25 protein-coding genes, 1 tRNA gene and 1 pseudogene are annotated in these 24,913 nt (G+C 70.9%); 6 read left to right on the forward strand and 21 right to left on the reverse strand.

Annotation, left to right across the window (positions count from 1 at the left end; genetic code table 11):
• The first annotated feature begins 106 nt into the window (after positions 1 to 106).
• Genes FHX53_RS08135 through FHX53_RS08145 form a run of 3 tightly spaced genes read left to right on the forward strand, consistent with a single transcriptional unit; the run spans position 107 to position 2,892 of the window.
• Complete coding sequence (locus tag FHX53_RS08135; protein ID WP_055896996.1) at positions 107 to 799, forward strand: response regulator transcription factor; 693 nt, start codon at positions 107 to 109, stop codon at positions 797 to 799.
• Between the two features lie 28 nt (positions 800 to 827).
• Positions 828 to 2,549 carry a sensor histidine kinase gene (locus FHX53_RS08140; RefSeq protein ID WP_182490846.1) on the forward strand — a complete coding sequence of 574 codons (1,722 nt, stop codon included), beginning with the start codon at positions 828 to 830 and terminating at the stop codon, positions 2,547 to 2,549.
• Positions 2,550 to 2,601: 52 nt separating this feature from the next.
• Positions 2,602 to 2,892, forward strand: a complete 291-nt coding sequence (locus FHX53_RS08145; RefSeq protein WP_055856949.1) for a WXG100 family type VII secretion target — start codon at positions 2,602 to 2,604, stop codon at positions 2,890 to 2,892.
• A gap of 77 nt (positions 2,893 to 2,969) precedes the next feature.
• Here FHX53_RS08145 and groL read toward each other — a convergent pair whose 3' ends face one another.
• The 7 genes from groL to FHX53_RS08180 form a co-directional block, all read right to left on the reverse strand.
• Positions 2,970 to 4,598 (reverse strand): chaperonin GroEL, encoded by a 1,629-nt coding sequence (gene groL, locus FHX53_RS08150; RefSeq protein WP_182490847.1) that lies wholly within the window; start codon positions 4,596 to 4,598, stop codon positions 2,970 to 2,972.
• Between the two features lie 132 nt (positions 4,599 to 4,730).
• Positions 4,731 to 5,789 (reverse strand): DUF3048 domain-containing protein, encoded by a 1,059-nt coding sequence (locus FHX53_RS08155; protein WP_182490848.1) that lies wholly within the window; start codon positions 5,787 to 5,789, stop codon positions 4,731 to 4,733.
• 58 nt (positions 5,790 to 5,847) lie between these two features.
• A complete protein-coding gene (locus FHX53_RS08160; RefSeq protein ID WP_182490849.1) occupies positions 5,848 to 6,051 on the reverse strand; it encodes a cold-shock protein in 204 nt (67 codons plus the stop codon).
• A 144-nt stretch (positions 6,052 to 6,195) separates the two neighbouring features.
• Entirely contained in the window at positions 6,196 to 6,744 is a 549-nt protein-coding gene (locus FHX53_RS08165) for a LytR C-terminal domain-containing protein (RefSeq protein WP_182490850.1), read from the reverse strand.
• A gap of 87 nt (positions 6,745 to 6,831) precedes the next feature.
• Positions 6,832 to 7,098 (reverse strand): DUF3263 domain-containing protein, encoded by a 267-nt coding sequence (locus tag FHX53_RS08170; protein WP_182490851.1) that lies wholly within the window; start codon positions 7,096 to 7,098, stop codon positions 6,832 to 6,834.
• Between the two features lie 56 nt (positions 7,099 to 7,154).
• Entirely contained in the window at positions 7,155 to 8,129 is a 975-nt protein-coding gene (locus tag FHX53_RS08175; protein WP_182490852.1) for a DUF2332 family protein, read from the reverse strand.
• Positions 8,130 to 8,167: 38 nt separating this feature from the next.
• Positions 8,168 to 8,635 (reverse strand): GNAT family N-acetyltransferase, encoded by a 468-nt coding sequence (locus tag FHX53_RS08180; protein ID WP_220476292.1) that lies wholly within the window; start codon positions 8,633 to 8,635, stop codon positions 8,168 to 8,170.
• Between the two features lie 57 nt (positions 8,636 to 8,692).
• Between FHX53_RS08180 and msrB the strand changes: the two genes are divergently transcribed.
• Positions 8,693 to 9,118, forward strand: a complete 426-nt coding sequence (gene msrB / locus FHX53_RS08185; RefSeq protein WP_182490853.1) for a peptide-methionine (R)-S-oxide reductase MsrB — start codon at positions 8,693 to 8,695, stop codon at positions 9,116 to 9,118.
• A 12-nt stretch (positions 9,119 to 9,130) separates the two neighbouring features.
• Here the strand turns inward: msrB and FHX53_RS08190 are convergent, their stop codons facing one another.
• The gene (locus FHX53_RS08190; protein WP_182490854.1) at positions 9,131 to 10,543 is read right to left on the reverse strand and encodes an LLM class flavin-dependent oxidoreductase; all 1,413 of its coding nucleotides are present in this window, start codon (positions 10,541 to 10,543) and stop codon (positions 9,131 to 9,133) included.
• A gap of 162 nt (positions 10,544 to 10,705) precedes the next feature.
• On the opposite strand from FHX53_RS08190, the gene msuE reads away from it, so the two are divergent.
• Positions 10,706 to 11,287 carry an FMN reductase gene (msuE, locus tag FHX53_RS08195; RefSeq protein WP_182490855.1) on the forward strand — a complete coding sequence of 194 codons (582 nt, stop codon included), beginning with the start codon at positions 10,706 to 10,708 and terminating at the stop codon, positions 11,285 to 11,287.
• Here the strand turns inward: msuE and FHX53_RS08200 are convergent.
• From FHX53_RS08200 to FHX53_RS08250, 11 genes are all read right to left on the reverse strand, one after another.
• Entirely contained in the window at positions 11,284 to 12,261 is a 978-nt protein-coding gene (locus tag FHX53_RS08200; RefSeq protein WP_182490856.1) for a DMT family transporter, read from the reverse strand. The two genes, msuE and FHX53_RS08200, sit on opposite strands and share 4 nt — an antisense overlap.
• Before the next feature lie 92 nt (positions 12,262 to 12,353).
• Positions 12,354 to 12,429: transfer RNA gene (locus FHX53_RS08205), tRNA-Thr, on the reverse strand.
• Positions 12,430 to 12,528: 99 nt separating this feature from the next.
• Positions 12,529 to 14,070, reverse strand: a complete 1,542-nt coding sequence (locus FHX53_RS08210; protein WP_182490857.1) for an alpha/beta fold hydrolase — start codon at positions 14,068 to 14,070, stop codon at positions 12,529 to 12,531.
• Positions 14,067 to 15,221, reverse strand: coding sequence for a DNA polymerase III subunit delta' (locus FHX53_RS08215; RefSeq protein ID WP_182490858.1), 1,155 nt, complete (start codon positions 15,219 to 15,221; stop codon positions 14,067 to 14,069). Before FHX53_RS08215 ends, FHX53_RS08210 begins: the two co-directional genes overlap by 4 nt.
• Complete coding sequence (gene tmk / locus FHX53_RS08220) at positions 15,218 to 15,850, reverse strand: dTMP kinase (RefSeq protein WP_182490859.1); 633 nt, start codon at positions 15,848 to 15,850, stop codon at positions 15,218 to 15,220. The genes FHX53_RS08215 and tmk overlap by 4 nt, the downstream gene beginning before the upstream one ends.
• Before the next feature lie 5 nt (positions 15,851 to 15,855).
• Complete coding sequence (gene topA, locus FHX53_RS08225) at positions 15,856 to 18,627, reverse strand: type I DNA topoisomerase (RefSeq protein WP_182490860.1); 2,772 nt, start codon at positions 18,625 to 18,627, stop codon at positions 15,856 to 15,858.
• A 126-nt stretch (positions 18,628 to 18,753) separates the two neighbouring features.
• Positions 18,754 to 19,074, reverse strand: a complete 321-nt coding sequence (locus FHX53_RS08230) for an Rv3654c family TadE-like protein (protein ID WP_182490861.1) — start codon at positions 19,072 to 19,074, stop codon at positions 18,754 to 18,756.
• A complete protein-coding gene (locus tag FHX53_RS08235) occupies positions 19,074 to 19,418 on the reverse strand; it encodes a TadE family type IV pilus minor pilin (protein ID WP_182490862.1) in 345 nt (114 codons plus the stop codon). Before FHX53_RS08235 ends, FHX53_RS08230 begins: the two co-directional genes overlap by 1 nt.
• Positions 19,415 to 19,606 carry a DUF4244 domain-containing protein gene (locus FHX53_RS13820; protein ID WP_343050925.1) on the reverse strand — a complete coding sequence of 64 codons (192 nt, stop codon included), beginning with the start codon at positions 19,604 to 19,606 and terminating at the stop codon, positions 19,415 to 19,417. Before FHX53_RS13820 ends, FHX53_RS08235 begins: the two co-directional genes overlap by 4 nt.
• Before the next feature lie 225 nt (positions 19,607 to 19,831).
• A complete protein-coding gene (locus FHX53_RS08245) occupies positions 19,832 to 20,746 on the reverse strand; it encodes a type II secretion system F family protein (RefSeq protein ID WP_182490864.1) in 915 nt (304 codons plus the stop codon).
• On the reverse strand, positions 20,743 to 21,762 hold the full coding sequence (locus FHX53_RS08250) for a TadA family conjugal transfer-associated ATPase (RefSeq protein WP_182490865.1): 1,020 nt from the start codon (positions 21,760 to 21,762) through the stop codon (positions 20,743 to 20,745). The genes FHX53_RS08245 and FHX53_RS08250 overlap by 4 nt, the downstream gene beginning before the upstream one ends.
• A 486-nt stretch (positions 21,763 to 22,248) precedes the next feature.
• Here FHX53_RS08250 and acs point away from each other — a divergent pair, with 486 nt between their 5' ends.
• Positions 22,249 to 24,198: an acetate--CoA ligase gene (gene acs, locus FHX53_RS08255; protein WP_182490866.1), complete on the forward strand. Its 1,950-nt coding sequence runs from the start codon at positions 22,249 to 22,251 to the stop codon at positions 24,196 to 24,198.
• An 82-nt stretch (positions 24,199 to 24,280) separates the two neighbouring features.
• On the opposite strand, the gene FHX53_RS08260 is transcribed toward acs, so the two are convergent.
• Together FHX53_RS08260 and sp36 are read right to left on the reverse strand one after the other, a co-directional pair.
• Positions 24,281 to 24,745 carry a RidA family protein gene (locus tag FHX53_RS08260; RefSeq protein WP_182490867.1) on the reverse strand — a complete coding sequence of 155 codons (465 nt, stop codon included), beginning with the start codon at positions 24,743 to 24,745 and terminating at the stop codon, positions 24,281 to 24,283.
• An 11-nt stretch (positions 24,746 to 24,756) separates the two neighbouring features.
• A pseudogene (sp36, locus tag FHX53_RS08265) lies at positions 24,757 to 24,900 on the reverse strand (Sp36 family protein); the annotation flags it as partial.
• Positions 24,901 to 24,913: the final 13 nt, after the last annotated feature.

Raw genomic sequence — 24,913 nt, forward strand, 5'->3', positions numbered from 1 at the left:
CGCGCGGGCGGCTCACAGCGCGTTCGCGCCGAAGCCGGGCTTCCCGTTCCGAGATCGTTGGCGCGGCGTTCAGGAAACTCGCAACGGACGCGCAGATACTGATGCCATGGCTGATGGACCGAAGATCCTCATCGTTGATGACGAACCCAACATCCGCGACCTCCTCACCACGTCGCTCCGCTTCGCGGGCTTCATGGTGCGAGCGGTCGGCAACGGCGCCCAGGCGATCTCGGCCGTGCTCGAGGAGGAGCCCGACCTGATCATTCTCGACGTCATGCTTCCCGACATCAACGGGTTCGGTGTGACAAAGCGGCTGCGGTCGAGCGGGTACACGAGCCCCATTCTCTTCCTCACCGCCAAGGACGACACCGACGACAAGATCATGGGTCTGACCGTCGGCGGTGACGACTACGTCACGAAGCCCTTCAGCCTCGACGAGATCGTCGCGCGCATTAAGGCGATCCTCCGCCGCACCATGCAGGAGGAGGACGACGCGATCATCCGCACCGGCGAGCTCACGATGGACCAGGACACGCACGAGGTCACCGTCGGCGACGCCGTGATCGAGCTCAGCCCCACCGAGTTCAAGCTGCTGCGCTACCTCATGCTCAACCCGAACCGGGTGCTGTCGAAGGCGCAGATCCTAGACCACGTGTGGGAGTACGACTTCAACGGCGACGCCGGCATCGTCGAGAGCTACATCTCGTACCTTCGTCGCAAGCTCGACCAGCACACCGACGAGCCGCTCATCCAGACCAAGCGCGGCTTCGGCTACATGCTGAAGGCCGCGAAGGCCTAGGCCGTGCCGACGGGCGCCGTCGTGCACGATGCATGAGCAGCTGAGCCAGTGGTGGGAGGGCATCTCCCTCCGATCCAAGATCACGGGCGTCACCGTCCTCGTCGTGACCGTGGGCCTGCTCGTCGTGGGCATGGGCACCCTGACAGTCCTCCAGCAGACCCTCCTCGGAGAGGTCGATCGGCAGCTGCGCCAGGCGGCGACCGAGCTCCCGCAGGCCCCTGATCAGCTCTCGATCGACGACTTCGACGAATTCAGCGACTTGACGGGCTCGGTCTTCTCGAGCCCCTTCTACTTCGCCGCGGTCGATGCGGGCGGCGACGTTCTCGTCGACAACGTCGACGCCAGCCAGCTCGGGCAGGCGCCCGACGTCAGTCGCCTCAGCTTCGATGCGATCGGGGGGCGCTACGGGGAGGGCCTCACCGTCGCGAGCATCGACCGAACCGTCCAATGGCGCCTCGCGCCGTTCTCGCTGACCCTCCTCGATGAGGAGGAGGGCGACCCCATGCGCGCGACGCTCGTCATCGGCGCGAATCTCACCGAGACCAACGGCATCATCGGCTCGTTCGCCTCGATCTTCCTCGGCTTCGGGATCGTCGCAGTCATCGTGAGCGCCGCGCTCACGCGGCTCCTCGTCACCTCAACCTTCCGACCCCTCCGCGACGTCGAGGCGACCGCCGCACGCTTCGCGGGCGGCGACTTCAGCCAGCGACTCGGCGGCGCGACCCCCAACACCGAGGTCGGTCGCCTCAGCCGCTCGCTCAACACGATGCTGTCCCGCATCGACCGCGCCTTCGCCGACCGGGCTGCGACCATCGACCAGATGCGCCGCTTCGTCGGCGACGCGAGCCACGAGCTGCGCACACCGCTCGTGTCGTTGCGAGGCTACGCGGAGCTGTACCGGATGGGCGCCATCCAGAAACCGGAGGACGTCGCCCAGGCCATGGAGCGCATCGAGAAGGAGGCGATCCGCATGGGCGCGCTCGTCTCCGACCTCCTCGAGCTCGCTCGCCTCGACGAGTCGAAGCCGCTCGAGGCCGGCCCCGTGGATCTCGTGCCGCTCGCGCGCGACGCGGCCCTCGACGCGATGGCGGGCGCCCCCGATCGTGACGTGACGGTCTCGGTCGACGAGGCGGCCGCATCCCCCGCCGCCCCGACGACGGATGCCCGGCCGGAGCCCGCACGGACTCCCGAGCCCACCACCTCGTCCCTGAGCACCGCGGCCATCGCCGCGATCGCCCGCCTGCGCGGGCGGCGAGGCCGAGGGGCTGCGACCACTGCGCAGCCCGCCCTCGAGCTCGCCGTCCCCGAGCTCCCCGCCGCCGAGGCAGTTGTGAGCGGAGACGAGAACAAGATCCGCCAGGTCGTCACGAACCTCGTCGGAAACGCCATGCGCTTCACTCCGGCCGGCTCGCCCATCGAGCTCATCGTCGGCATCGACCGTGCTCGGAGCATGGGCACGATCTCGATCGTCGATCACGGCGAAGGGATCCCCGGCGCCCTCAAGGAGAAGATCTTCCAGCGGTTCTTCCGGGCAGACTCCTCGCGCACGCGCGACACCGGCGGGTCGGGGCTGGGGCTCGCGATCGTCGCCTCCATCGTCAATCAGCACGGCGGGCGCATCGATGTGCTCGACACCCCGGGAGGCGGGGCGACGTTCATGATCTCGCTGCCGCTCCTCCCCACCCCGCGCCGCGCGACGCTCTCCGCCGACGCCGGCTCCGCGCCGCGCAGCGCCGAGTCCGCCTCCTAGCCTGCTCGCGACGACGGGGGCACGCCCCGTCGCATCGAGCTCAGGAGGCACCATGACCCGGTATCAGGTCGACAGCGATGCGATCATCAGCGCGACGGGCGCCGCCCGCGCCTCGATCGGGCGACTGCAGGCGGAGGTGGCCTCACTCAGCGGCCAGCTCGGCGCCCTGCAGGGCTCGTGGCAGGGCTCGGCGGCGACGGCGTTCCAGTCGCTCGTCGGCGAGTGGACGGCCACGCAGCAGCGCATCGAGCAGACGCTCGCCGCGCTCACCGAGGCGCTCGGCAGCGCCGGCCAGCACTACGCGGAGATCGAGCAGGCCAACGCGCGTCTCTTCGCGCGCTGACGCGGCGCCGGGACGCGCAGAACGGGGCGGCTCCCGAAGGAACCGCCCCGTTCTCGTGTCTTGCGAGAGGCTCGGACTTAGAAGTCCATGCCGCCCGACGGGTCGCCCATGGGAGCGGGGTGCTTCTCGGGCTTGTCCGCGACGACGGCCTCCGTGGTGAGGAAGAGACCGGCGATCGACGCGGCATTGAGCAGGGCCGAGCGCGTGACCTTCACCGGGTCGGCGATGCCGGCGCCGAGCATGTCGACGTACTCGCCGGTCGCGGCGTTGAGGCCGTGGCCGACCGCGAGGTGGCGTACCTTGTCGACGACGACGCCGGGCTCCATGCCGGCGTTGAGCGCGATCTGCTTGAGCGGGGCGTCGATCGCGACCTTCACGATGTTCGCACCCGTCGCCTCATCGCCGACGAGGCTCGTGAGTGCCTCGGACTCGAAGGCGAGCTTGCCGGCCTGGATGAGCGCGACGCCACCACCGGCGACGATGCCCTCCTCGACCGCGGCCTTCGCGTTGCGCACGGCGTCCTCGATGCGGTGCTTGCGCTCCTTGAGCTCGACCTCGGTCGCAGCACCCGCCTTGATGACGGCGACGCCGCCGGCGAGCTTGGCGAGGCGCTCCTGGAGCTTCTCGCGGTCGTAGTCAGAGTCGGTGTTCTCGATCTCAGAGCGGATCTGCTTCACGCGACCGGCGATCGCGTCGGCCTCGCCAGCACCCTCGACGATCGTGGTCTCATCCTTGGTGATGACGACCTTGCGCGCGCGGCCGAGCAGATCGAGGGTCGCGTTCTCGAGCTTGAGACCGACCTCCTCGCTGATGACCTGACCGCCCGTGAGGATCGCGATGTCCTGGAGCATGGCCTTGCGGCGGTCGCCGAAGCCGGGCGCCTTCACGGCGACCGACTTGAAGATGCCGCGGATCTTGTTGACGACGAGCGTCGCGAGCGCCTCACCCTCGACGTCCTCCGCGATGATGAGGAGCTGCTTGCCGCTCTGGATCACCTTGTCCACGATGGGCAGGAGGTCCTTGATCGCGGAGATCTTGCCGTTGACGATGAGGATGTACGGGTCCTCGAAGACCGCCTCCTGGCGCTCCGGGTCCGTGACGAAGTACGCCGAAAGGTAGCCCTTGTCGAAGCGCATGCCCTCGGTGAGCTCGAGCTCGGTGCCGAAGGTGTTCGACTCCTCGACGGTGACGACGCCCTCCTTGCCGACCTTATCGATCGCCTCGGCGATGAGCGCGCCGATCTCGGGGTCGGCGGCGGAGATGCTCGCCGTCGCGGCGATCTCCTCCTTGGTCTCGACCTCCTTGGCGTTCTTCAGCAGCTGCTCCGAGACGGCCGCGACGGCCTTCTCGATGCCGCGCTTGAGGCTGATGGGGTCGGCGCCGGCGGCGACGTTGCGGAGGCCCTCACGCACGAGCGCCTGGGCGAGAACGACCGAGGTGGTCGTGCCGTCTCCGGCGACGTCGTCGGTCTTCTTCGCGACCTCCTTGACCAGCTCGGCGCCGATCTTCTCGTACGGGTCGTCGAGCTCGATCTCCTTGGCGATCGAGACGCCGTCGTTCGTGATCGTGGGGGCGCCCCACTTCTTCTCCAGCACGACGTTGCGACCACGGGGGCCGAGCGTGACCTTGACGGCGTCGGCCAGGATGTTGAGGCCGCGCTCGAGGCCGCGACGGGCCTCCTCGTTGAAAGCGATGATCTTAGCCATGTGTGTCTTTCGTCCCTCCCGGACGCAGTACGTACGGTAGCTTCTGGCACTCGCAGAACCGGAGTGCTAACACCGATTCTGGCACTCTCGTAGAGCGAGTGCAAGCCGAGGAGAGGCGACGACGACCCCGCGTCAGCGGATCGTGACCGAGCCCGCGTTCGGAACGAGCTCGACCCAGGTGTTCCCCGGGGCAAGACGAACCACGAGCCCGTCGGCGGCGACGAGACGCACAGGGGCGTTCCGCTCGGGCTTGCTCCAGGTCGCCGCGAGCGCCTTCCCTCCCGTCATCACCCAGGCCTCGCCGCTTCCGATCATCTGCGTCGTCGGGATGTCCTGGATGACCGTCACAGGCACGCGCATGATGACGAGGTTGACCGCCGACAGACGCGCACCGTCGGCGGCGAGGTCGGGAGCGCCGCCCGTCATGGAGCGCAGCCATGTCGAGGAGCCGGCATCCCACGCCCAGGACGGCGTCGCGAGCGAGCCGAAGACGAGCGAGGCGCTGGCGGCCGGGGCGCCGTCGCGCGATGCAGACGCGGACGCGAGGTCGGCGGCGAAGGCGAAGTGCTGCTGGGGCGCGGCGAGCTGAGCGTGCTGGGAGATGAGCTGCGGGGCGCGGACGATGACGTTGTGCGGGGCCGGGGCCCTGCCCCCGCGGAGAATCACGGCGCTCGTGTCCGGTTGCCCGTGGATGGCGTTGTACACCTCGGTCGCGCGCATCATGTCGATGAATCGTGACTGCCCTCCCGAATAGGCGATGATGCCGCGCAGCGGCGAGACGATGTCCGGGTCCATGGGGCGGATCGAGCGGATCGGTCCGATCTCGGCGGGGACGTCGGAGTGCCAGACCGCGACGTAGCGCGTGAGACCGCCCTCGACGAGCTCCTCGAAGACGATGTCGGCGCGATCGATCCCGATCTGCGGGCGAGCACGGGGGTGGTTGTCGATCTTCGCGGCGAGCGAGGGCGATGCGAGCCCGCCGACCGCGGTTCGCTCGCCCGTCAGCGGAGCGAGGTCGAAGTCCTCTGGCGCGACGTACGCCGAGGTGAAGGCGGGCTCCGGCGTCGGCTGCGGCGCCGCGCTGGTCAAGACGGGTGCGGGCTCGGGCTGGCCCGCACAGCCGACCAGCAACGCGGCGACCGCTCCGAGCGCGATGAGAGCTTTCGAGCGACGGCGTGCGAGGCGATCCATTGGGTCACGGTAACCCCGCAGGCGCGCTCCGGAGCGCATCGGGTCGGGCGAGTCGCCGTCAGACCGGTCGCACGCCTTCGGCCTGCGGCCCCTTCGTCCCTGTCCCGACCTCGAACGTGACCGCCTGGCCCCCCTCGAGCACCCTGAAGCCGGGCATGTCGATCGAGGAGTAGTGGACGAAGACGTCACTGGCTCCTCCCTCGAGCGTGATGAACCCGAACCCCTTCTCGGCGTTGAACCACTTGACGGTGCCGTTGGCCATGGAGACTCCCCGCTGTGCTGACGAGCCAGATGCTAGCCCGGCGAAAGTCCTCCGCACCAGGGATTCCACGCGCTCACGGCGGACTGTCGCACGACGGTCGCACGAGCGAAACACGCCGTTCACGCCGAGAGGCTGGGGACGGCGTCAGGAGGCGGCGTCCGCTCCGACGACGATCGTGATGGGGGCGCCGGGGAACGCGTCGGACAACTCGATCTCGCCGAGCCCGAGCAGCTCGACCATGCCGAGCGCGATCCCCTCGTCCGCCTCGTTCGAGTAATAGACCGTCGTCGTAACGATGTCGTCGGCTGCGGCGTTCGTCACCGCACCCACCGTCCACCCGGCCGCGGTGAGGGCGTCGGCGCTGGCCTGCCCGAGCCCCGCGACGCCCGCGCCGTTGAGGACCGTAATCGTGAAGCCCTCCGGAAGCCGAATGGTCGACGGGTCGGTCACGGGCGTGATCTCGGGCTCCGGGTCTGCTGGCGGAGCCGCCATAGGCGGCGCGGCGCCGAGGTCGAGGCCGCTGTCGATGGCCTGCAGGGCGAGCAAACCGAGCCCCACGAGCACCCCGGTGGCCAGGGCGATGACGCCCGCCACCACCCAGCCGCGCGAGCGCGGAGCGGGGGCCCGGTGCGCGCCGACGCGACCGAGCTCGGCGGGCACATCGTCGAATCGATCGCTCGGATACTCGGCCATGCTGTCGGCTGCCTCCGGGTGGGCTGGGCGAGGGCGGGTGGACGGGCGCTGGCGGTGAGCGACGAGCGCTCGGCGGACCGATGGATCTCAGGCGGCCCCGGTGCCGGGCCGTCGCGTGCGGCGCAGCTCCGCACGGGAGCCTCGCACCTCGCGCAGCCGGCCGACGAGCACGGGGTCGTAGCGCACGGCGGCCTCCTCATCGAGGAGAGCGTTCAGCACCTGATAGTACCGGGCGGGGCTCCAGCCGAACTCCTGACGGATCCTGACCTCCTTGCGGCCCGTCGCGCCGCCCCACCAGCGGCGCTCGAACTCGAGCACGCACGCGATGCGGTCGGCGTCGGGGAGGGTGGTCACGGTCGAATGCTACGGCCGGGCAGGCCCGCTGCTCGGGTGACGCGCGCGTCGAGGGATCAGTCGGCGGCGACCCAGCGGTCGATTCGCTCGCCGCGAGGGCTGACGACCGCGAGGGGATGCCCGTCACGACTCAGGAGCGCGTCGCCGTCGGCGCCGGGCAGGTTCGCCCGGGAGCCGGCCTCGGCTGCTGGGACGACGGGCCAGTCGTCCAACGAGACCCAGTGGCCGGGGAGACCGCGCGCGGTGCGGGCGAAGCGCTCGCGCTCGGGCGGCGAGAAGCGGTCGAGCAGGAACGGGCTCCACACCACGAGCGTCGCGTCGGGCGGCGCGTGGGCGGCGAGCGCCGCGACCCCGTCGACGGCGTCCGCCGCGACCAGGTGCGGCGGATGCTCGCGCGCGATGCCGATCGCGGCGTCGAGCTGGGCGGCGCTTGTCCGCTCCTCCGGCCAGACGAGCGTGCGCAGCCAGCGCTCGTCGTCGGCGCGATCGAGGCGGAGGGGGCTGCGATCGAGACCGGCGCGCCAGACGATGTCGGGCATCCGCGCCGGGAGCGGCACCCCCCTGCCGAGCTCGCAGCGCAGCTCGAGGATCGACGGCCCGTCGACGGGGTCGAGACGACGCTCGCCCTCCGGTCCGGCGAAGACGTGGCTGTAGCGGTCGGCGAGCAGGCCGAGCCCCGCGGAGGCGCCGACCTCCAGGAGCGCGATCGGGCCGGCGATGCCCTGCAGGGCGGCGACGAGGGTCCCCGTCCGGCGGAGGTCGTCGCTCCGAGCAGAGCGAAGACGCGCGACCGCCGCGACGGCGTCCCACTCCCCCTCGAGCCAGGTGCGCACGTCGCCGCGCGGGCTGAGGCCCGTGAAGCGCGCCGCGGTGAGCACGAGCAGCGGCTCCCGGTCGGCGACGGGAAGGGTGTCGATGAGGGCGACGAGCTCGTCATCGAGCGCGATTGCCTCCGACCAGGCGGCGTAGATCGGCGACCGCCGTGCGGCCTCGCGAGCGAAGCGGCTGTACCTCTCGGCGGTCGAGCTCACGCTCGCATCCTCGCAGATGCACGACGCGCGGGGCGCGGTCAGGCGGTCGGCGCGCGGCGCATTCCGATGTGCGGGATGCCCGCCTCGAGGTACTCGTCCCCGTACGGCTCGAAGCCGACCGAGGCGTACAGCGGCTGCACGTAGCTCTGACTGTGCAGCGCGATCGGCTCGTGCCCGAAGCGCGCGATGACGCGCTCGAGCAGGAGGCGGCTCAGACCCTGGTGGCGGCGATCCGCGCGGGTCACGACGCGGCCGATCAGGCGCCGGGCATCCGCATCGCCGGGGCGGGGCTCGTCGTTGTGGACGACGCGCAGGTAGCTCGCGACGCCGCGGTCGTCGCGGATCCAGAGGTGCAGGGTCGATTCGTTCCGGTCTCGTTCATCGAGCTCCTCCTCGTCGATGCGCTGCTCGAGGTAGAAGACGCTCGTGCGCAGGGAGAAGACCTCGAACGCGTCATCGGGCGTCATCTGGCTCCAGGAACGCTCGATCGGGGAAGAGTCCGCCACGGCGTCGAGTTTAATGAGAACGATGTGATCGCCGACGCGGCGAGAGGGAGGGTCGTCATGACCGAGCAGGAGACCGGCACGTACGCCGTCCAGAAGACCGAGGAGCAGTGGCGCGAGGAGCTCGGCGAGGAGCGCTACCAGGTGCTGCGCCAGGCGGGGACGGAACGCGCGTGGACGGGCGAGCTGCTCGACGAGAGCCGCTCCGGCGTTTACACGTGCGGCGCATGCCAGGCCGAGCTATTCGTCGCCGGAACCAAGTTCGACTCCGGGTGCGGCTGGCCGAGCTTCTACGAGTCGGTGCGGCCCGATGCGGTCGAGCTCATCGAGGACACGTCGCTCGGCATGGTGCGCACCGAGGTCCGGTGCGCGAAGTGCGGCTCTCACCTTGGTCACGTCTTCCCCGACGGCTTCGGCACGCCGACCGGAGACCGCTACTGCATGAATTCGCTCGCACTCGACTTCCAGGCGGACGACGAGGCGTAGCTTCGCCGAGGCTCAGACCGCGAGGCGCTCCCCGACGCGGAACCGAGCGCCCCGGTGCTCGGTCGGCAGGCGGTCGCCGCGCCCGTGGAGCTTCTCGCGGAGAGTCCCCTCCTCGTAGACCTCGGGGTACACCCCGCGCTCGCGAAGCACCGGGATTACGTGCTCGACGATGTCGGCGAAGGTGCCGGGCGTGATCGCGTAGGCGAGGTTGAAGCCGTCCACATCCGTCTCGGCCACCCACTCCTGCAGCTGGTCGGCGATCTGCTCGCCCGAGCCGACGATCAGCGGGCCGAGGCCGCCGATCGCGCCGTGCCGACCGATGTCGGCGACCGTGAACTCGTGCCCGTGCTCGGCGGCCGCCGCGAAGTTGGCGATGACCGACTGGATCGCGTTGCTCCTCACGTTCCCGATCGGCTCGTCGAGCGCGTACTGCGAGAGGTCGATGCCCATCCAGCCCGACATGAACACGAGGGCGCCCTCGGGGCTCGCGAACCGCAGGTAGTCGGTGTACTTCGCCTGCGCCCTCTCGGGCGTGGAGTCGGTGATCACCGTCAGCAGGGTGTAGATGCGGGCCGCGTACCGGTCGCGACCGGCCGCCTCGAGGGCATCGCGGATGCGCTTTACCGTCCCGCGCAGGACCTCCTTCGTCGGCGCGGCCACGAAGATGGCCTCCGCGTTGCCGGCGGCGAAGGCGACCCCTCGCGGGCTCGCCCCCGCCTGGTAAATGACGGGGGTGCGCTGCGGGCTGGGCTCGGAGATGTGGATGCCGGGCACCGTGAAGTGCGTGCCCTCGTGCCCGATCTCGTGGACCTTGCTCGGGTCGGTGTACACGCCGGTCTCGCGATCGCGGACTACGGCGTCGTCCTCCCAGGACCCCTCCCAGAGCTTGTAGAGGACTTCCAGATACTCGTCGGCGTGGTCGTAGCGGTCGTCGTGCTCGCGCTGGTCGTCGTGCCCCATGTTGCGCGCAGCGCTCGGCAGGTAGCCCGTGACGACGTTCCAGCCCACCCGGCCGTTCGTCAGGTGGTCGAGCGTGGTCATGCGCCGGGCGAAGGGGTAGGGATGCTCGTAGGCGGTGCCCGCCGTGACACCGAACCCGAGGTGCTCGGTGGCGGCGGCCATGGCCGAGACGAGCAGGATCGGATCGTTGACCGGCACCTGCGCGCCGTGGCGGATCGCCGCCTCGTTCGAACCGGCGTAGACGTCGTACGTGCCGAGCACGTCAGCGATGAAGATGCCGTCGAACGTGCCTCGCTCGAGAAGCTTCGCTAGCTCCGTCCAGTACGACAGCTCGGTGTAGCGGTGCGACTGGTCGTCGGGGTGGCGCCACAGGCCGGAGGACTGGTGCGCGACGCAGTTCATGTCGAACGCGTTGAAGCGGATGCGGCGCGCGGGTCGGAGGGAGGAGTCGGTCTGGTCGGACATGCCCGCCATCGTGGCCCGAGCCGGGGTGCCGCGGCGAGCGCCGACGTCACCCCGCGTCACCGGAGGTCATCCGGTTACGCCCCGCGACGCCGCGTTACCCCGAGCGTCGTTCCGTGACGCGCGCGCTGGAGCGGCTCGTCGGCCGCGCCTACCGTGCTCGGCATGACCGCGATCACTCTGGCCCGCCCGCTCTCCGTCGTCGGAGTGTCGGGCAGCACCCACTCGCCCTCGCGAACGACCGCGCTCGTGGACGAGATCCTCGCCGTGGTCGCGCGCAATCGCGACGTCGAGACGCACCTGGTCGAGGTGGATCGCATCGGGCCCGGCCTCGCGGGCACCGTGCGGAGGTCGGAGCTGGCTCCCTCCGTGGAGGCCGAGCTATCTCGGATCGAGACGGCCGACCTGCTCGTCGTCGCGAGCCCCGTGTACCGCGCCTCGTACACGGGTCTCTTCAAGCACCTGTTCGACTTCGTCGAGCAGTACGCCCTCGTCGGCACGCCCGTGCTACTCGCGGCCACGGGGGGCAGCGAGCGCCATGGGCTCATGATCGAGCACCAGCTGCGCCCGCTGTTCGGATTCTTCCAGTCGCTCACCCTGCCCAACGGCATCTACGCATCCGACGGCGACTTCACCGACTACCGCATCTCGAACGCCGAGCTGCGCGAGCGCATCGAGACGGCGGTCGCGCGCGCCCTCCCCGTCGTGGCGCGCGTAGCGCCCGAGGTGCGCTCGGCGTACTTCTAGGCGCCTGCCTGCGATGCGCGCCGAGGACGGTCGCGGCGCCGGGACGGGATGGCGGCGATGAGCACCCCGACGAGAGTGAGCGCGGCTCCGATCGCCGTCGATGCCGTCGTCGCGACGCCGATGGGGAGGACGAGGTCGAGGACGAGCGCGCCGACGAGCTGACCCATGACGAGGCACAGCCCGAGGATGAGCACACCGATGCGCGCCACAGTTATCGTCTGGATGGCGATGAACCCCGCGCCAAGCGCCCCGCCGATGTAGAGCGCTGGGTCCGATGGCAGCCGGTCCGGCAACCCCGCGATGAGCAGGTGGACGCCCGTGGCGACGGCGAGCGCGGTGGTGCCGATGATGAAGTTGATCGTCGTCGCGGCGATGGGCGATCCGGTCGCCGTGCGCACGCGGCCGTTGACGGCGGCCTGGGCTCCCACGCCGAGGCCAGCCAGCAGCGGCAGCAGGAGCGCGGCGACCGGCACCCGCCCGCCGATCTCGGGAGCGACGGCAACGACCACGGCCGCGAGGGTGAGGAGCGTGCCGAGCAGCCTCTGGGTCGTGACGGGAGCACGGCGCGATCCGGCGAAGCCCGTCGCGTCGATCCAGAGCCCCATCGCGGTCTGGCCCGTCACCGTCGCCACCGTGAATATCGCGACCCCCAGGATGCTCGCGACGAGGCTCTGGCCGAGCACCAGGAACGCGCCGCCGAACCCGCCAAGGAGCATCCACCATCGCAGCTCGCCCGACGCGAGAAGCGGCCGGATCGCCCGGAAGGCCGCTCGGGCGCGCGGCGAGGCGGCGGTGGCGACGAGCAAGAGGACGAGCCCGGAGGAGAACGAGATGAGCGCGGCGGTGAATCCGTCGTCGATGACCTGACCGAGCTCGCCGTTGACGCGGTGCTGGGCGGCGACCCCGAGTCCGGCGACGACCGTGGCCGCGCATGCGGCCGCGACCAGGAGAGCGCTTCGCCGATCAGTGGTCATCATGGCCTTCCGCGCTCACGAGGCGATGGATTCGGCGGGGATCCGTCCGGCACGACGCCGCGGTTCGACGCTGTCGCCGCGTGTGGAAGGAGTGGGGCCGCCTGTGGGAATCGAACCCACGACCTATTCATTACGAGTGAATCGCTCTGCCGACTGAGCTAAGGCGGCGTGCTCGGTTTCTCACCGGGACACGGCTATGGAGTCTAGCCCATCCTGCGGGTGCGATTGGTCCGCGGGCGCCGTCGCCGTCGCCGACCGCTCGCGAGCTCAGCCGGCGCAGACGGGGTCCTCCGCCGGCGCGACCCCGGTGAGGAAGAACTCGTCGACGAGGTCGTTGATGCAGGGGTCGCCCTCGTCATAGGCGATGTGCCCCTCGCCGTCGTAGGTCAGCAGCACCCCGCTCTCGAGCTGCTCCGCGAGCGATTCGGCCCAGATGTATGGCGTCGCCGGGTCGCCCGTCGTCCCGATCACGAGGATGGGCGGGGCGCCCTCGGCGCGGACGGGCCCGAGCTCACCTTCGAACTCGTGGGGCCAGTGCTGGCAGACCACGTCGCCCAGCACGCTCGGGTCCGAGGTCACCGGAGCGGATTCGGCGATCGCCGTGTTCTGGTCGATGATCACCTGGGGATCGCGCTCGACCGGGTAGTCGAGGCAGTTGATCGCGATGAACGCCTCGAGGGAGTTGTCGAGGTACTCCCCGTTCTCCCGGCCGTAGTAGAAGTCGGCGAGGAGAAAGCCGGTCTCCACGACCCCCGTGCGCAGCTCGGTGAACATCTGGCTCAGGAACTCCCACGAGCCTTCGTCGTAGAGCGCGGTCGCGACGGCGATGTCGAGCACGGAGTCGGTGAAGAGCCGACCGTCGGGGCCGGGGATGGGATCCGTCTCGAGTCGCTCGTAGAGCTGCTCGACGATGGCGAGCGCGGCGGTCGTATCGGTCGGGAACGGGCAGGTCGCGGCGGCGGCGCATTCCGTCAGATAGGTCGTCAGAGCGGCCTCGAATCCGATCGACTGCGCGAGGACCACCTCGAACTGGGTGCTCGTGGGGTCGGTGGCGCCGTCGAGGACCAGCCGACCGACGCGCTCGGGGAAACGATCGGCGTAGCGCGCCCCGATCTCGGTGCCGTAGGAGTAGCCGAAGTAGTTCAGCGCCTCGTCCCCGACGAGGGCACGGAGCATGTCGAGGTCGCGCACGGTGGAGTCGGTGTCGACGTGCTCGAGCAGCGGGCCGGAGTTCTCGGCGCAGGCCTCGACGAAGCGCTGAGCGCTCTGCTCGACCTCGGCGACCCACTCAGGAGTCTGCGGCTCGGCCTCGGGGACTCCGTAGATGAACTCGTCCATGTCGGCGGGATCGGTGAAGCAGGTGACGGCCGATGAGCGACCCACGCCGCGGGGATCCCAACCGATCACGTCGAAGCTCTCGCGGAGCCGCTCGCTCACGGCGAAGTCGACGCTGTCGCGGATGAAGTCGAAACCGGAGGCGCCGGGGCCGCCCGGGTTCACGAAGAGAGAGCCCAGCGCGGTCTCGGTCGCGCGGTAGCGGACGAGAGCGAGGTCGATGTCGTCGCCCGCGGCGGGGTCGTCCCAGTCCAGCGGGGCGGTCGCGGTCGCGCACTGCGCGCCGCCCCCGCAGCGCTCCCAGACGAGCGACTGCCGGTAGTAGGGCTCGAGCGCCCCATCCACCTCCTCGCCCGTCGGGGTCGAGGTGTCCTGGCCCGTCAGCCCGGTCAGCCACGTGGGCACGCAGCCGGACAGCGCGAGCACCGCGACGAGGGTGAGGGCGACGGCGGAGAGTCGGGTGCGGTGCGTCACGCGGGCGAGCCTAACGCGGGCACCCGTCCGCTGGCGGTGATGAGCATCGCCTCGAGAGCGAGAACGGGGGGCGTGTTGCCCTCGACGCGGCGTCGAGCCTGGCCGATCGCGCCGAGGGCTGCGAGCGACTGCTCGGCGGTGCTCGACCGGGCGACCTCCTCCAGACGGTCGCGCTGCGCCTCGTTCACGAGCTCGACGCCGGCGTCGAGCTGGAGCAGGAGGAGGTCGCGGTAGAGCGAGAGCAGATCGACGAGCACGCGGTCGATGCCGTCGCGCACCGACCGGGTGGCGCGTCGCTTCTGGTCCTCCTCCAGCGCCTTGAGCGCGCCGCGCATCGCCGGAGGGACGGTGCCGCCCGGCTCGAGGCCGAGCGAGCGCAGAGCGGCCTCGCGCTCGAGGGTCTCGCGCTCCGCCGTGAACGCCTTGGCGTCATCGGTCGCGAGGGCGACCAGCTGCTCCGCCGCGAGGACGGCCCGTGACACGCTCGTCACCCCGAGCGCGAGCTCGAGGGTGCGGGCGCGCCGCTCGCGAGCCTCGGCGTCCGTCGCGAGCCGGTGGGCCATCCCGATATGGCTCTGCGCCTCGCGGGCGGCCCGCTCGGCGAGCTCGGCATCGACGCCGTCGCGACTCGCGAGCAGATCGGCGACCTCGCGCACGCTCGGGACGCGCAGCCGGACGGCGCGGACGCGCGAGCGGATCGTGGGGATGAGGTCGGCGGCGCTCGGCGCGCACAGGATCCACACCGTGCGGGGCGGGGGCTCCTCCAGCGCCTTGAGGAGCACGTTGGAGGTGCGCTCGGTCATGCGATCGGCGTCCTCCACGATGATGACGCGATACGGCGCGACACTGGGCGAGTACTGACTCTGGGAGACGAGCTGACGAACCTCGTCGATCGAGATGATGACCCGCTCGGTGGCGAGCACGGCGAGGTCGGGGTGGGTGCGGGCCGAGACCTGCGCGGCGGTGGTCGACGCCGCGGCGGGCTCCGCAGTGAGGAGCTCGGTCGCGAAGGCGAAGGCGAGATTCGACCTGCCTGAGCCCGGCGGGCCCGTGATGAGCCAGGCGTGGGTCATCGATGCGGGGTCGCTCGCGGCGGTGCGAAGAAGTGCGATCGCCGCTTCCTGCCCGGTGAGGTCGTCCCAGCCCGTCATGGGGTCAGAGTATCGAGCAGCGCGGACACCCTGGAGCGGATGCGCTCCTGCAGCGCGCCCACGGGCTCCGTCGCATCGAGCACGAGGAACCGGCCGGGCTCGGCCTCGGCGAGCGCGAGATACGCGTCGCGGACCCGCTCGTGGAAGATCGCGGCCTCCGCCTCGAGCCGGTCGTACCGCGTGCGGCTCGCGTCGAGCCGCTCGCGACCGAGCGCGGGATCCAGATCGAGCAGCACCGTGAGATGAGGCAGGAGCCCTTCGGTCGCCCAGAGAGAGAGCTCGCGCACCTCCGTCGTCGACAGCACGCGACCCGCCCCCTGGTAGGCGACCGAGGAATCGAGATATCGGTCCTGGATGACGACGTCGCCGCGATCGAGCCCCGGTCGCACGACGGTGGCGACGTTGTGGGCGCGGTCGGCGGCGTAGAGCAGCGCCTCGGCCCTCGGCGCCATGTAGCCGCGCCGGTGCAGGATGATCTCGCGCAGTTCGAGCCCGAGCTCGGTGCCCCCCGGCTCGCGCGCGTGCACCACGGTCTCGCCCCGGTCGGTCAGCCACTCCGTGAGGAGCGCCGACTGCGTCGACTTTCCCGAGCCGTCGCCGCCCTCGAAGGTCAGGAAGAGGCCGGTCACGCCGGCTACTTCTTCTTGGCGGCGGTCGTGCGCTTGGCCGCGGGCTTCTTGGCCGCGGCGCGCTTGACCGGCTTCTTCGCCGGCCCCTTGGCGCGCTTGTCGGCGAGCAGCTGCACGGCGCGGTCGAAGTCGACCGACTCGACCTCCTCGCCGCGCGGGATGGTCGCGTTCGTCTCTCCGTCGGTGACGTAGGGGCCGAAGCGGCCGTCCTTGACCTTTATCGGCTTCCCGCTCACGGGGTCGGCGTCGAACTCCTTGAGCGCGCTGGAGGCGCGACGCGCGCCGTACTTCGGCTCGGCGAACTTGGCGAGCGCGCCGTCGAGGTCGATCTCGAAGATCTGGTCCTCCGAGTCGAGCGAGCGGGTGTCCGTGCCTTTCTTCAGGTACGGGCCGTACCGGCCGTTCTGCGCGGTGATCGGCTCGTTCGACTCGGGGTCGAGCCCGACCTCGCGAGGCAGGGCGAGCAGCTTGAGCGCCGTATCGAAGTCGACCGTCGCCGGGTCCATGTCCTTGAAGAGGGATGCCGTTCGCGGCTTCTCCGCGGCCTTCTTCTTGGCGGGCGCGCGCTTCTTGGGCGGCTCGATGACCTCGCCCGTCGCGGGGTCGACAGCGGGCTCGGCGCCGGATGCGGCGTCGGCCTGCTCCTCCGGCTCCGGGTCGAGCTCGGTGACGTAGGGGCCGAAGCGGCCGTCCTTCGCGACGACCTGCTTTCCGTTCTCGGGGTTGATGCCGAGCACGCGGTCGCCGACGACGGGAGCGTCGATGAGCTCCTGGGCCTTCGCGGGCGTGAGCTCGTCCGGCGCGAGATCCTCGGGAAGGTTGACGCGGCGCAGGGTCTCGGAGCCCTCCTCCGCCACCTCGAGGTAGGGGCCGTACTTGCCTATGCGCAGCGTGATCTCGTCGGTGATCACCATGGAGTTGAGCGTCTTGGCGTCGATGTCGCCGAGGTTGTCGATCACGGGGCGCAACCCGGGCTGATGAGCGTCGCCGAAGTAGAAGCCCGTCAGCCAGTCGGTGCGGTCGGCCTCCCCGTTGGCGATGCGGTCGAGGTCGGCCTCCATCTCTGCGGTGAAGTCGTACTCGACGAGGTCGGCGAAGTTCTCCTCCAGGAGGCGCACGACCGAGAAGGCGATCCAGTTCGGCACGAGCGCGGTGCCGCGCGGCGTGACGTAGCCGCGGTCCACGATCGTCGAGATGATCGCCGCGTAGGTCGAGGGGCGGCCGATGCCGCGCTCCTCGAGCGCCTTGACGAGGCTCGCCTCGGTGTAGCGCGGCGGAGGGCTCGTCTCGTGGCCCTTGGCCTCGACGTCCTGCACGGAGAGGGACTGGCCCTCCGCGAGCGGCGGCAGCTTCGCCTCCGCGGTCTCGGCCGCCTTCTCGGCGTCCCGCTCCTCGTCGCGTCCTTCCTCGTACGCGGCGAGGAAGCCGCGGAAGGTGATGACGGTGCCGCTCGCGGCGAACTCGGCGAGCGCGCCGACCTCGGCCGAGTCGGAGAGCGGGCCTGCCTGGATGGCGACCGACGCGGTCTGGCCGCGGGCATCCGCCATCTGGCTCGCGATCGTCCGCTTCCAGATGAGGTCGTATAGCTTCCAGTCGTTGCCGCGCAGAGTGCCCTCGAGCGCGCTCGGCGTGCGGAAGGTGTCGCCCGCGGGACGGATGGCCTCGTGGGCCTCCTGCGCGTTCTTGGACTTGCTCGCATAGACGCGGGGCTTGTCGGGGATGCTGTCTGCTCCGTAGAGCGAGGACGCCTGCGAGCGCGCGGCGGCGATCGCCTGCTGCGACAGCGACGACGAATCGGTGCGCATGTAGGTGATGTAGCCGTTCTCGTAGAGCGACTGCGCGACGGACATCGTCTGGCGAGCGGTGAAGCGGAGCTTGCGCGCGGCCTCCTGCTGGAGCGTCGACGTGGTGAAGGGTGCGGCTGGCCGCCGGGTGTGCGGCTTCGACTCCACCTTGGTCACGGTGACGGCGACGTCGGGCGCGCGGAGCGCCTCGGCGAGCGCCGACGCCGTCGCCTCGTCGAGGGCGACCGCGCCCGAGCCCTTGAGCCGGCCGCGATCGTCGAAGTCGCGGCCGCTCGCGACCTTCTTGCCGGCCAGACGCGTGAGCCGAGCGGTGAACGCGGTCTCGGCGTCGGTCGGGCAAAGGGTCGTGTCGAGATCCCAGTACTGCGCGGCGACGAAAGCGAGGCGCTCGCGCTCGCGGTCGACGACGAGCCGGGTCGCCGCCGACTGCACGCGACCGGCGCTGAGGCCGGGACCGACCTTGCGCCAGAGCACGGGGCTCACCTCGTAGCCGTAGAGGCGGTCGAGGATGCGCCGGGTCTCCTGCGCGTCCACGAGCGCGGTGTCGAGCTCGCGCGTCGACTCCGTCGCCCGAGCGATCGCCTCGGCCGTGATCTCGTGGAAGACCATCCGCTTGACGGGGACGGACGGCTTGAGCACCTGGAGCAGGTGCCACGCGATGGCCTCGCCCTCGCGATCCTCATCCGTGGCGAGGAAGAGCTCGTCGGCGCCCTTGAGCGCCTTCTTGAGGTCGGCGATGACGCGCTTCTTCTCGTCGGAGACGACGTAGTAGGGCTCGAAGCCGTTGTCGACGTCGATCGAGAACTTGCCGAGCGGGCCCTTCTTGAGCTCGGCGGGGAGGTTCTTCGGCTCGATGAGGTCGCGCACGTGTCCGACGGAGGCCTGCACCTCGTAGCCGTCGCCCAGGTACTTGCCGATCGTCTTCGCCTTCGCGGGGGACTCGACGATGACCAGCTTCTTCGTGCTCGGCACGGTACTCCTCGATCTCGGGGGCGTCCGGGGGGATGTCTCCGCACCCCGGCGGTCGCTGCGGCTCGCATGCCGCGGTCAGGCACACCATACACAGGTTGTCGAAGCCATCGCCCGAGGGCCGGCGGCTCAGGACCGCGCGGGCCCGGCGCGGGCGGACCTCTCGACGGGGATGCCCGCGGCCGCTCCGGAGACGGTCACCACGATCTCGACACCGTCGACGCGGCATGCGGAGAGTCGCGCCCTGTTGACCTCCGCGACGCGCGCCGCCGACGCGCACGGGGCCTCGGCGACCCACCCGAGAAGGGCGTCCGCCCCGGCGAGCGCGGCCGCATCCGCGGCCCCGGAGATCCGCTGCGACTCGACGAGCGCGACGCTGACCGCGACAGCTCCGCCCCCGGAGAGGGCGACCGCGGCGGCGAGCCCGACCACGAGCGGGGCGCCCGCCATCACCGCCCTCCGTCGAGGGCGCACGACCGGGCTTCCAGGGCGATGGGGATCGACAGGATGCGGGGCCGCACGGTCACCGTCGCGCACACGACATCGCCGGAGCGGTCGGAGCGGAGCGCTCCGCCCGGGAGCGCGGCGACCGCCCGCCCCGCGGCGGACGTGGTCGAGGCGTCGCGCGCCAGGGCGCGCGCTGCGTCGGCGGCCGCATCCTGCGCACGCAGCAGGGCCACACCGGCGCCGAGCCCATTGAGGCTCGCGACGAGCACGAGCACGACGGCCGGGATCGCGATCGCGATCTCCGCCGTGACGGCCCCGCGATCGCCGCGCGCGCCCCTCGGAGTCATCCGCCGAACGAGAGCGCCGTGCGCACCATGTCGGTGAGGATGCCCCGCACCTCGTCGCTGCGCATGATCACGACGAGCAGACTCGCGAATCCGACGGCAGCCATTGTCGCGATCGCGTACTCGGCGGTGGCGGCGCCGCGATCGTCGGCGAGAGCGATTCGGCGCCGCACCCGTTCGGCGCCGGGAATCGCGGCGGCGAGCTCGGAGCGCTGCCTCGCGGGAGACCGAAGGCCCGGGGCCCGGCTCGATGCGCGGGAGTGAAGGAGAGAAGTGGAACGGTTGCGGGACATGGGGATCGGGCCTTTCTGATGGGTGCGCGGCGGGCCGCCTGCACGGTCGGGGGCACGAACGGGGACAAGTGTGCGACGGGGCGATGCCCGCCGCGGTGCCGGCTCGAGATCGGAGGGCGATCGCTAGTACCCGCTTGCTGTGGAGGAGAGGAGCCCGACGAGCATCGGCACGACGCCGAGCAGCAGGAAGGAGGGCAGGACGCAGACGCCGAGCGGCAGCATCAGTCGCACTGCGAGCTCCTCGGCCGAGCGGCGCGCCCTCGATCGCTCGGCCGATCGGGCCTCGGCGGCTTCGGCGCGGGCGAGCGCCCCCAACGGTGCTCCCGAAGCGCGGGAGAGCTCGACCAGTCGCGCGAGCGCGTCATCGCCCTTCGCGCCGCGGTGCGGCACCGCGAGCCCGCATGCGGCGAGGGCATGCAGGACCGTCGTGCGCGCGGCCTCGGGAGAGCCGCCCCCGGCAGCAGCGACCGCGAGCAGGTCGAGGTCGAGCCCGATCGTCGGCGGCGGCGGCTCGGCGGCGCGGAGCATCCGCCGCATCCAGCCGCGGGCGAGCACCCCGAGAGCGAGCCCCGCGATGACGCTCGCCATGCCGATCGGATGGCAGAGGCTCGCGGCGAGATCGCTGCCGGCGAGGAGGGCCAGCCCGATCGCGACGAGCGGGAGGGCGAGCACGATGCGCGCGGTCGCTCGCGGGCCGGCGAGCGCGACCGCGATGTCGCGCTGAGCGGCCGACCGATCGCGGACGGCGTCGGCGAAGGCCGCGAGAGCGGGGGCCAACGGTGCTCCGCTCACCGCGGCGACTGACCAGGCGGCCGCGAGACCGCGCCATCCGGCGCCGTGCTCACGTGCGACGGACGCCAGCGCGACGCCGAGCGGCTCGCCGGCGTCGAGTGCGCGGACGACCGCGGCGAGCGCCGGATCCGCTGGACGGGCCGCAGCCGCGACGTGGCGCCAGGCCGATATGGGTGCGATCCCCGCCCCGATGAGGACGGAGAGCCGGTGAACATGGCTCGCGAGGGCCTCGGGCTCCTCCGTCACGGCAGCGGCACTCGGTCGATCGCAAGCCGGTCGCGACCGTCGAGTCGGAAGCGCCCGAGCTCGGCGCGGCGGCCGCCTTCGCTGTCACGGGCGAGATGGACGACGAGGTCGAGTCCGCTGAGCGCCTGGCGCGCGAGCGTCGCCGGATCGAGACCAGCGATCATTCCGACGGACTCGAGCCTGCTCGGGACATCAGCGAGGGAGTTCGCGTGCAGCGTGCCGGACCCGCCGCGATGACCCGTGTTCAGCGCGGCGAGGAACTCACGAACCTCCGCGCCCCGACACTCGCCGACGACCAGGCGATCCGGGCGCATGCGGAGCGCCTCGCGCACGAGCCGAGCGAGATCCACCTCGCCAGCCCCTTCGAGGTTCGCCTGTCGGCATTCGAGACCGACGACGTGCGGGTGAAGGATGCGCGCCTCGGCGACATCCTCGATGACCACGATGCGCTCGGTCGGCGCCGCTTCGGAGAGCCAAGCGGAGAGCAGCGTGGTCTTGCCGCTGCCGGTCGCCCCCGTGAACAACACAGTGCTCCGATCGGAGAGCGCCTCGCGAAGAGCGTCGACGACCGCGGGGGCGAGCCCAGCATCCCCCAGTTCGACGGGTCGGGAGCGAGGGAGCCGGATCGACAGCGAGGGGCCGGCCCACGCGATGGGAGGCAGCGCCGCGTGCACGCGAACCCCGTCGCCGATGCGCACGTCGACGCACGGAGAAGCCTCGTCGATGTGGCGGCCGCCGAACTCGATGAGGCGAACCGCGAGATCGCGCGCGGTCTGCGCATCGAGCCCGATGCCGGGCACGCGCTCGACTCCTCGCCCGGCGTCGCGCCAGACCGCACCGTCACCGGTCACGAACACGTCGGTCGTCGCATCGTCGTCGACCGCCCGGGCGAGCGGGCCGAGCGCCGCGCGGATCTCGACCGCGAGCGAACGGGCCACGGGCGCGGCGGCGGGGCGCGGACCGCCGGTCGCGGCGCGGCGACGGGGGTCGAGTGGGACGAACGGCGCGCGATGCATCGCACGATCGTGCCCGAGCCCTCATCGTCGGGGTCGCTGGCAGTGATCTCGCGGGGAGAAACGAAGAACGGCTCCTCATGAGGAGGAGCCGTTCTCGAGCTGTGTGACAGGTTTGGGGGGCGGCGCCCAACTTTGGGGGGAAATGGGCGCCGCCTCAGCAGCACGCGATTGGGGGGAATCGTAGCCGTGCTGCTCAAGTCAGTCTTGCTGCTGACATATCTCAGTGTACGACAGCGCATCCCTGCGTCAAGACCTCCGGACAGGGAATTGTCCTCCAAAGTGCCGACACCCGCTCGGGGGCCGCGACGGGCCTGTCCGCGGCCCCTCTCCGAAGCGCGAATGCGGCCGTTCGTCGCCTCATCGCGCACGCTCGTCGCACCGGTCGCCCTGAGCCTGGCGGCCGTCGAGCACGTGAATAGGATTGTCCTTGACCCCCTCAGCGTTGCGGCAGTCCAGGCCTGTTACGCACATCGACCAAGGATGACGATGTCCACGACCTCGATCGACAGCCTCCTGCACGAGGAACGGCGCTTCGCGCCCGACCCCGACTTCACCGCCCGCGCGGTCGCCGGCCCCGAGCTCTACGCGCGGGCCGCCGACGACCGGCTGGGCTTCTGGGCCGACCAGGCCCGCGAGCTGCACTGGCACACTCCCTTCACGCAGACCCTCGATTGGTCGAACCCGCCGTTCGCGCGCTGGTTCCACGACGGCGAGCTCAACGTCGCCTACAACTGCCTCGACCGCCACGTCGAGGCGGGAAACGGCGATAGGGTCGCGATCCACTGGGAGGGCGAGCCCGGCGACACCCGCACGATCACGTACTCCGAGCTCACCGCCGAGGTGAAGCGCGCGGCGAACATGCTCGCCGGCCTCGGCGTCGGGCAGGGCGATCGGGTCGCGATCTACCTGCCGATGATCCCGGAGGCCGTGATCTCGATGCTCGCCGTCGCGCGGCTGGGCGCGATCCACTCGGTGATCTTCGGCGGCTTCAGCGCCGAGAGCATCCGGGCCCGCGTCGAAGACGCCGACGCCAAGCTCGTCATCACCGCGGACGGGGGGTGGCGCAAGGGCAAGGTGTTCCCCCTCAAGCACGCCGTCGACGCCGCGCTGGCGGCCGCCGAGACCGACGTCACGAGCGTCGTGGTCGTCCGCCGTGGCGAGAACGACGTCGACTGGCAGCACGGTCGAGACGTGTGGTGGCACGAGGCGATGTCGGAGTCCTCGGAAGAGCACGAGGCGCAGGGGTTCGACGCCGAGAACCCGCTCTTCATCCTCTACACGAGCGGGACGACCGGGCGGCCCAAGGGGATCCTGCACACGAGCGGCGGGTACCTCACGCAGGCCGCCTTCACTCACCGCAGCGTCTTCGACCTCAAGCCCGAGACCGACATCTACTGGTGCACCGCGGACGTCGGCTGGGTCACCGGCCACTCGTACATGGTCTACGGGCCGCTCGCGAACGGCGCGACGCAGGTCATGTACGAGGGCACCCCCGACACCCCGCACCCCGGCCGGTGGTGGGAGATCATCCAGAAGTACGGCGTGACCATCTTCTACACCGCGCCCACGGCCATCCGGTCGTTCATGAAGGCGGGCCGCGAGATCCCGCTCGCCTACGACCTGTCGAGCCTGCGCGTGCTCGGATCGGTGGGCGAGCCCATCAACCCCGAGGCCTGGGTCTGGTACCGGGAGATCATCGGCGGCGGGAAGACCCCCATCGTCGACACTTGGTGGCAGACCGAGACGGGCGCGATCATGATCAGCGCGCTGCCCGGGGTCACGACGACGAAGCCGGGATCGGCCCAGGTGCCCATCCCCGGAATCTCGATCGACGTGCTCGACGAGGACGGCACGCACGTCGGCATGGAGGCGGGCGGCCTCCTCGTGGTCACCGAGCCATGGCCGAGCATGCTGCGCGGCATCTGGGGCGACCCGGAGAGGTTCCAGGAGACCTACTGGTCGAAGTTCGGCACGAAGTACTTCGCCGGCGACGGTGCGCACCTCGACGCCGACGGCGACGTCTGGCTGCTCGGCCGCGTCGACGACGTCATGAACGTCTCCGGCCACCGCCTGTCGACCATGGAGATCGAGTCGGCCCTCGTGTCGCACCCCATCGTGGCGGAGGCCGCCGTCGTCGGCGCGAGTGACGACACGACCGGCCAGGCGGTCGTCGCCTTCGTGATCCTCCGCTCGAAGAAGGCGAAGAGCGTCTCGGCCACCGAGGCGAGCCAGCAGCTCCGGGCGCACGTGGCCGAGCAGATCGGCGCGATCGCCCGACCCCGCGAGATCTTCGTGGTGGCCGAGCTGCCGAAGACGCGCTCGGGGAAGATCATGCGTCGTCTGCTTCGGGACGTCGCCGAGGGCCGCGAGATCGGCGACACGACGACGCTCACGGACTCGACCGTCATCACCGTCATCACGGACACGATGCGCTGACCCTGTCAGACGTCGAGCCGCCGGGAAGGACGAACGGGGCCCCTGCCAGGCGGGGGCCTCGTTCCTCATTCCCCGAGGGTCGCTAGGCGAACTCGACGACGAGCTCGACCTCGACGGGCGCATCGAGCGGCAGCACCGCGACGCCCACGGCGCTCCGGGCGTGCGCGCCGATCTCGTCACCGAAGATTTCGCGGAGGAGGGTGCTCGCACCGTTGAGCACGGCGGGCTGGCCGGTGAACCCGGGGGTCGAGGCGACGAAGCCCGTGACCTTGACGACGCGCGTCACGCGATCGAGCGAGCCGATGACGCTCTGCACCGCCGCGAGCGCGTTGAGGACGCACTGGCCGGCGAAGCCGGCCGCAGCCTCTGCCGAGACCGCGTCGCCCACCTTGCCGGTCGCCGGGAGCGCGCCGTCGACGAACGGCAGCTGACCGGCGGTGAAGACGAGGTGGCCCGAGATCGTCGCGGGCACGTAGGCGGCGACCGGCTTCGCCAGTGCCGGGATGCTCAGCCCGAGCTCGGCGAGACGCGCGTCGATGCGGCTCATCACGCGTCCTTCGGACGCTTCAGGTAGGCCACGAGGCCGCCCTCGGGGCCCGTGACGATCTGCACGAGCTCCCAGCCCTGCTCGCCCCAGTTGTTGAGGATGGCGGTCGTGGTGTGGATGAGGAGCGGAGTGGTCGTGTACTCCCATTGAGTCATCGTCGGATCCTTC

The organism is Microcella alkalica, from assembly GCF_014137945.1.
In the GTDB taxonomy this organism is placed as follows: domain Bacteria; phylum Actinomycetota; class Actinomycetes; order Actinomycetales; family Microbacteriaceae; genus Microcella; species Microcella alkalica.

Coding starts and splice junctions, on each gene's coding strand:
- FHX53_RS08135 (WP_055896996.1), top strand. CDS start 107: ATGGCTGATGGACCGAAGATCCTCATCGTTGATGACGAACCCAACATC.
- FHX53_RS08140 (WP_182490846.1), top strand. CDS start 828: ATGCATGAGCAGCTGAGCCAGTGGTGGGAGGGCATCTCCCTCCGATCC.
- FHX53_RS08145 (WP_055856949.1), top strand. CDS start 2,602: ATGACCCGGTATCAGGTCGACAGCGATGCGATCATCAGCGCGACGGGC.
- groL (WP_182490847.1), bottom strand. CDS start 4,598: ATGGCTAAGATCATCGCTTTCAACGAGGAGGCCCGTCGCGGCCTCGAG.
- FHX53_RS08155 (WP_182490848.1), bottom strand. CDS start 5,789: ATGGATCGCCTCGCACGCCGTCGCTCGAAAGCTCTCATCGCGCTCGGA.
- FHX53_RS08160 (WP_182490849.1), bottom strand. CDS start 6,051: ATGGCCAACGGCACCGTCAAGTGGTTCAACGCCGAGAAGGGGTTCGGG.
- FHX53_RS08165 (WP_182490850.1), bottom strand. CDS start 6,744: ATGGCCGAGTATCCGAGCGATCGATTCGACGATGTGCCCGCCGAGCTC.
- msrB (WP_182490853.1), top strand. CDS start 8,693: ATGACCGAGCAGGAGACCGGCACGTACGCCGTCCAGAAGACCGAGGAG.
- FHX53_RS08190 (WP_182490854.1), bottom strand. CDS start 10,543: ATGTCCGACCAGACCGACTCCTCCCTCCGACCCGCGCGCCGCATCCGC.
- msuE (WP_182490855.1), top strand. CDS start 10,706: ATGACCGCGATCACTCTGGCCCGCCCGCTCTCCGTCGTCGGAGTGTCG.
- FHX53_RS08200 (WP_182490856.1), bottom strand. CDS start 12,261: ATGACCACTGATCGGCGAAGCGCTCTCCTGGTCGCGGCCGCATGCGCG.
- FHX53_RS08215 (WP_182490858.1), bottom strand. CDS start 15,221: ATGACGGGCTGGGACGACCTCACCGGGCAGGAAGCGGCGATCGCACTT.
- FHX53_RS08230 (WP_182490861.1), bottom strand. CDS start 19,074: ATGGCGGGCGCCCCGCTCGTGGTCGGGCTCGCCGCCGCGGTCGCCCTC.
- FHX53_RS08235 (WP_182490862.1), bottom strand. CDS start 19,418: ATGACTCCGAGGGGCGCGCGCGGCGATCGCGGGGCCGTCACGGCGGAG.
- FHX53_RS08250 (WP_182490865.1), bottom strand. CDS start 21,762: ATGCATCGCGCGCCGTTCGTCCCACTCGACCCCCGTCGCCGCGCCGCG.
- acs (WP_182490866.1), top strand. CDS start 22,249: ATGTCCACGACCTCGATCGACAGCCTCCTGCACGAGGAACGGCGCTTC.
- FHX53_RS08260 (WP_182490867.1), bottom strand. CDS start 24,745: ATGAGCCGCATCGACGCGCGTCTCGCCGAGCTCGGGCTGAGCATCCCG.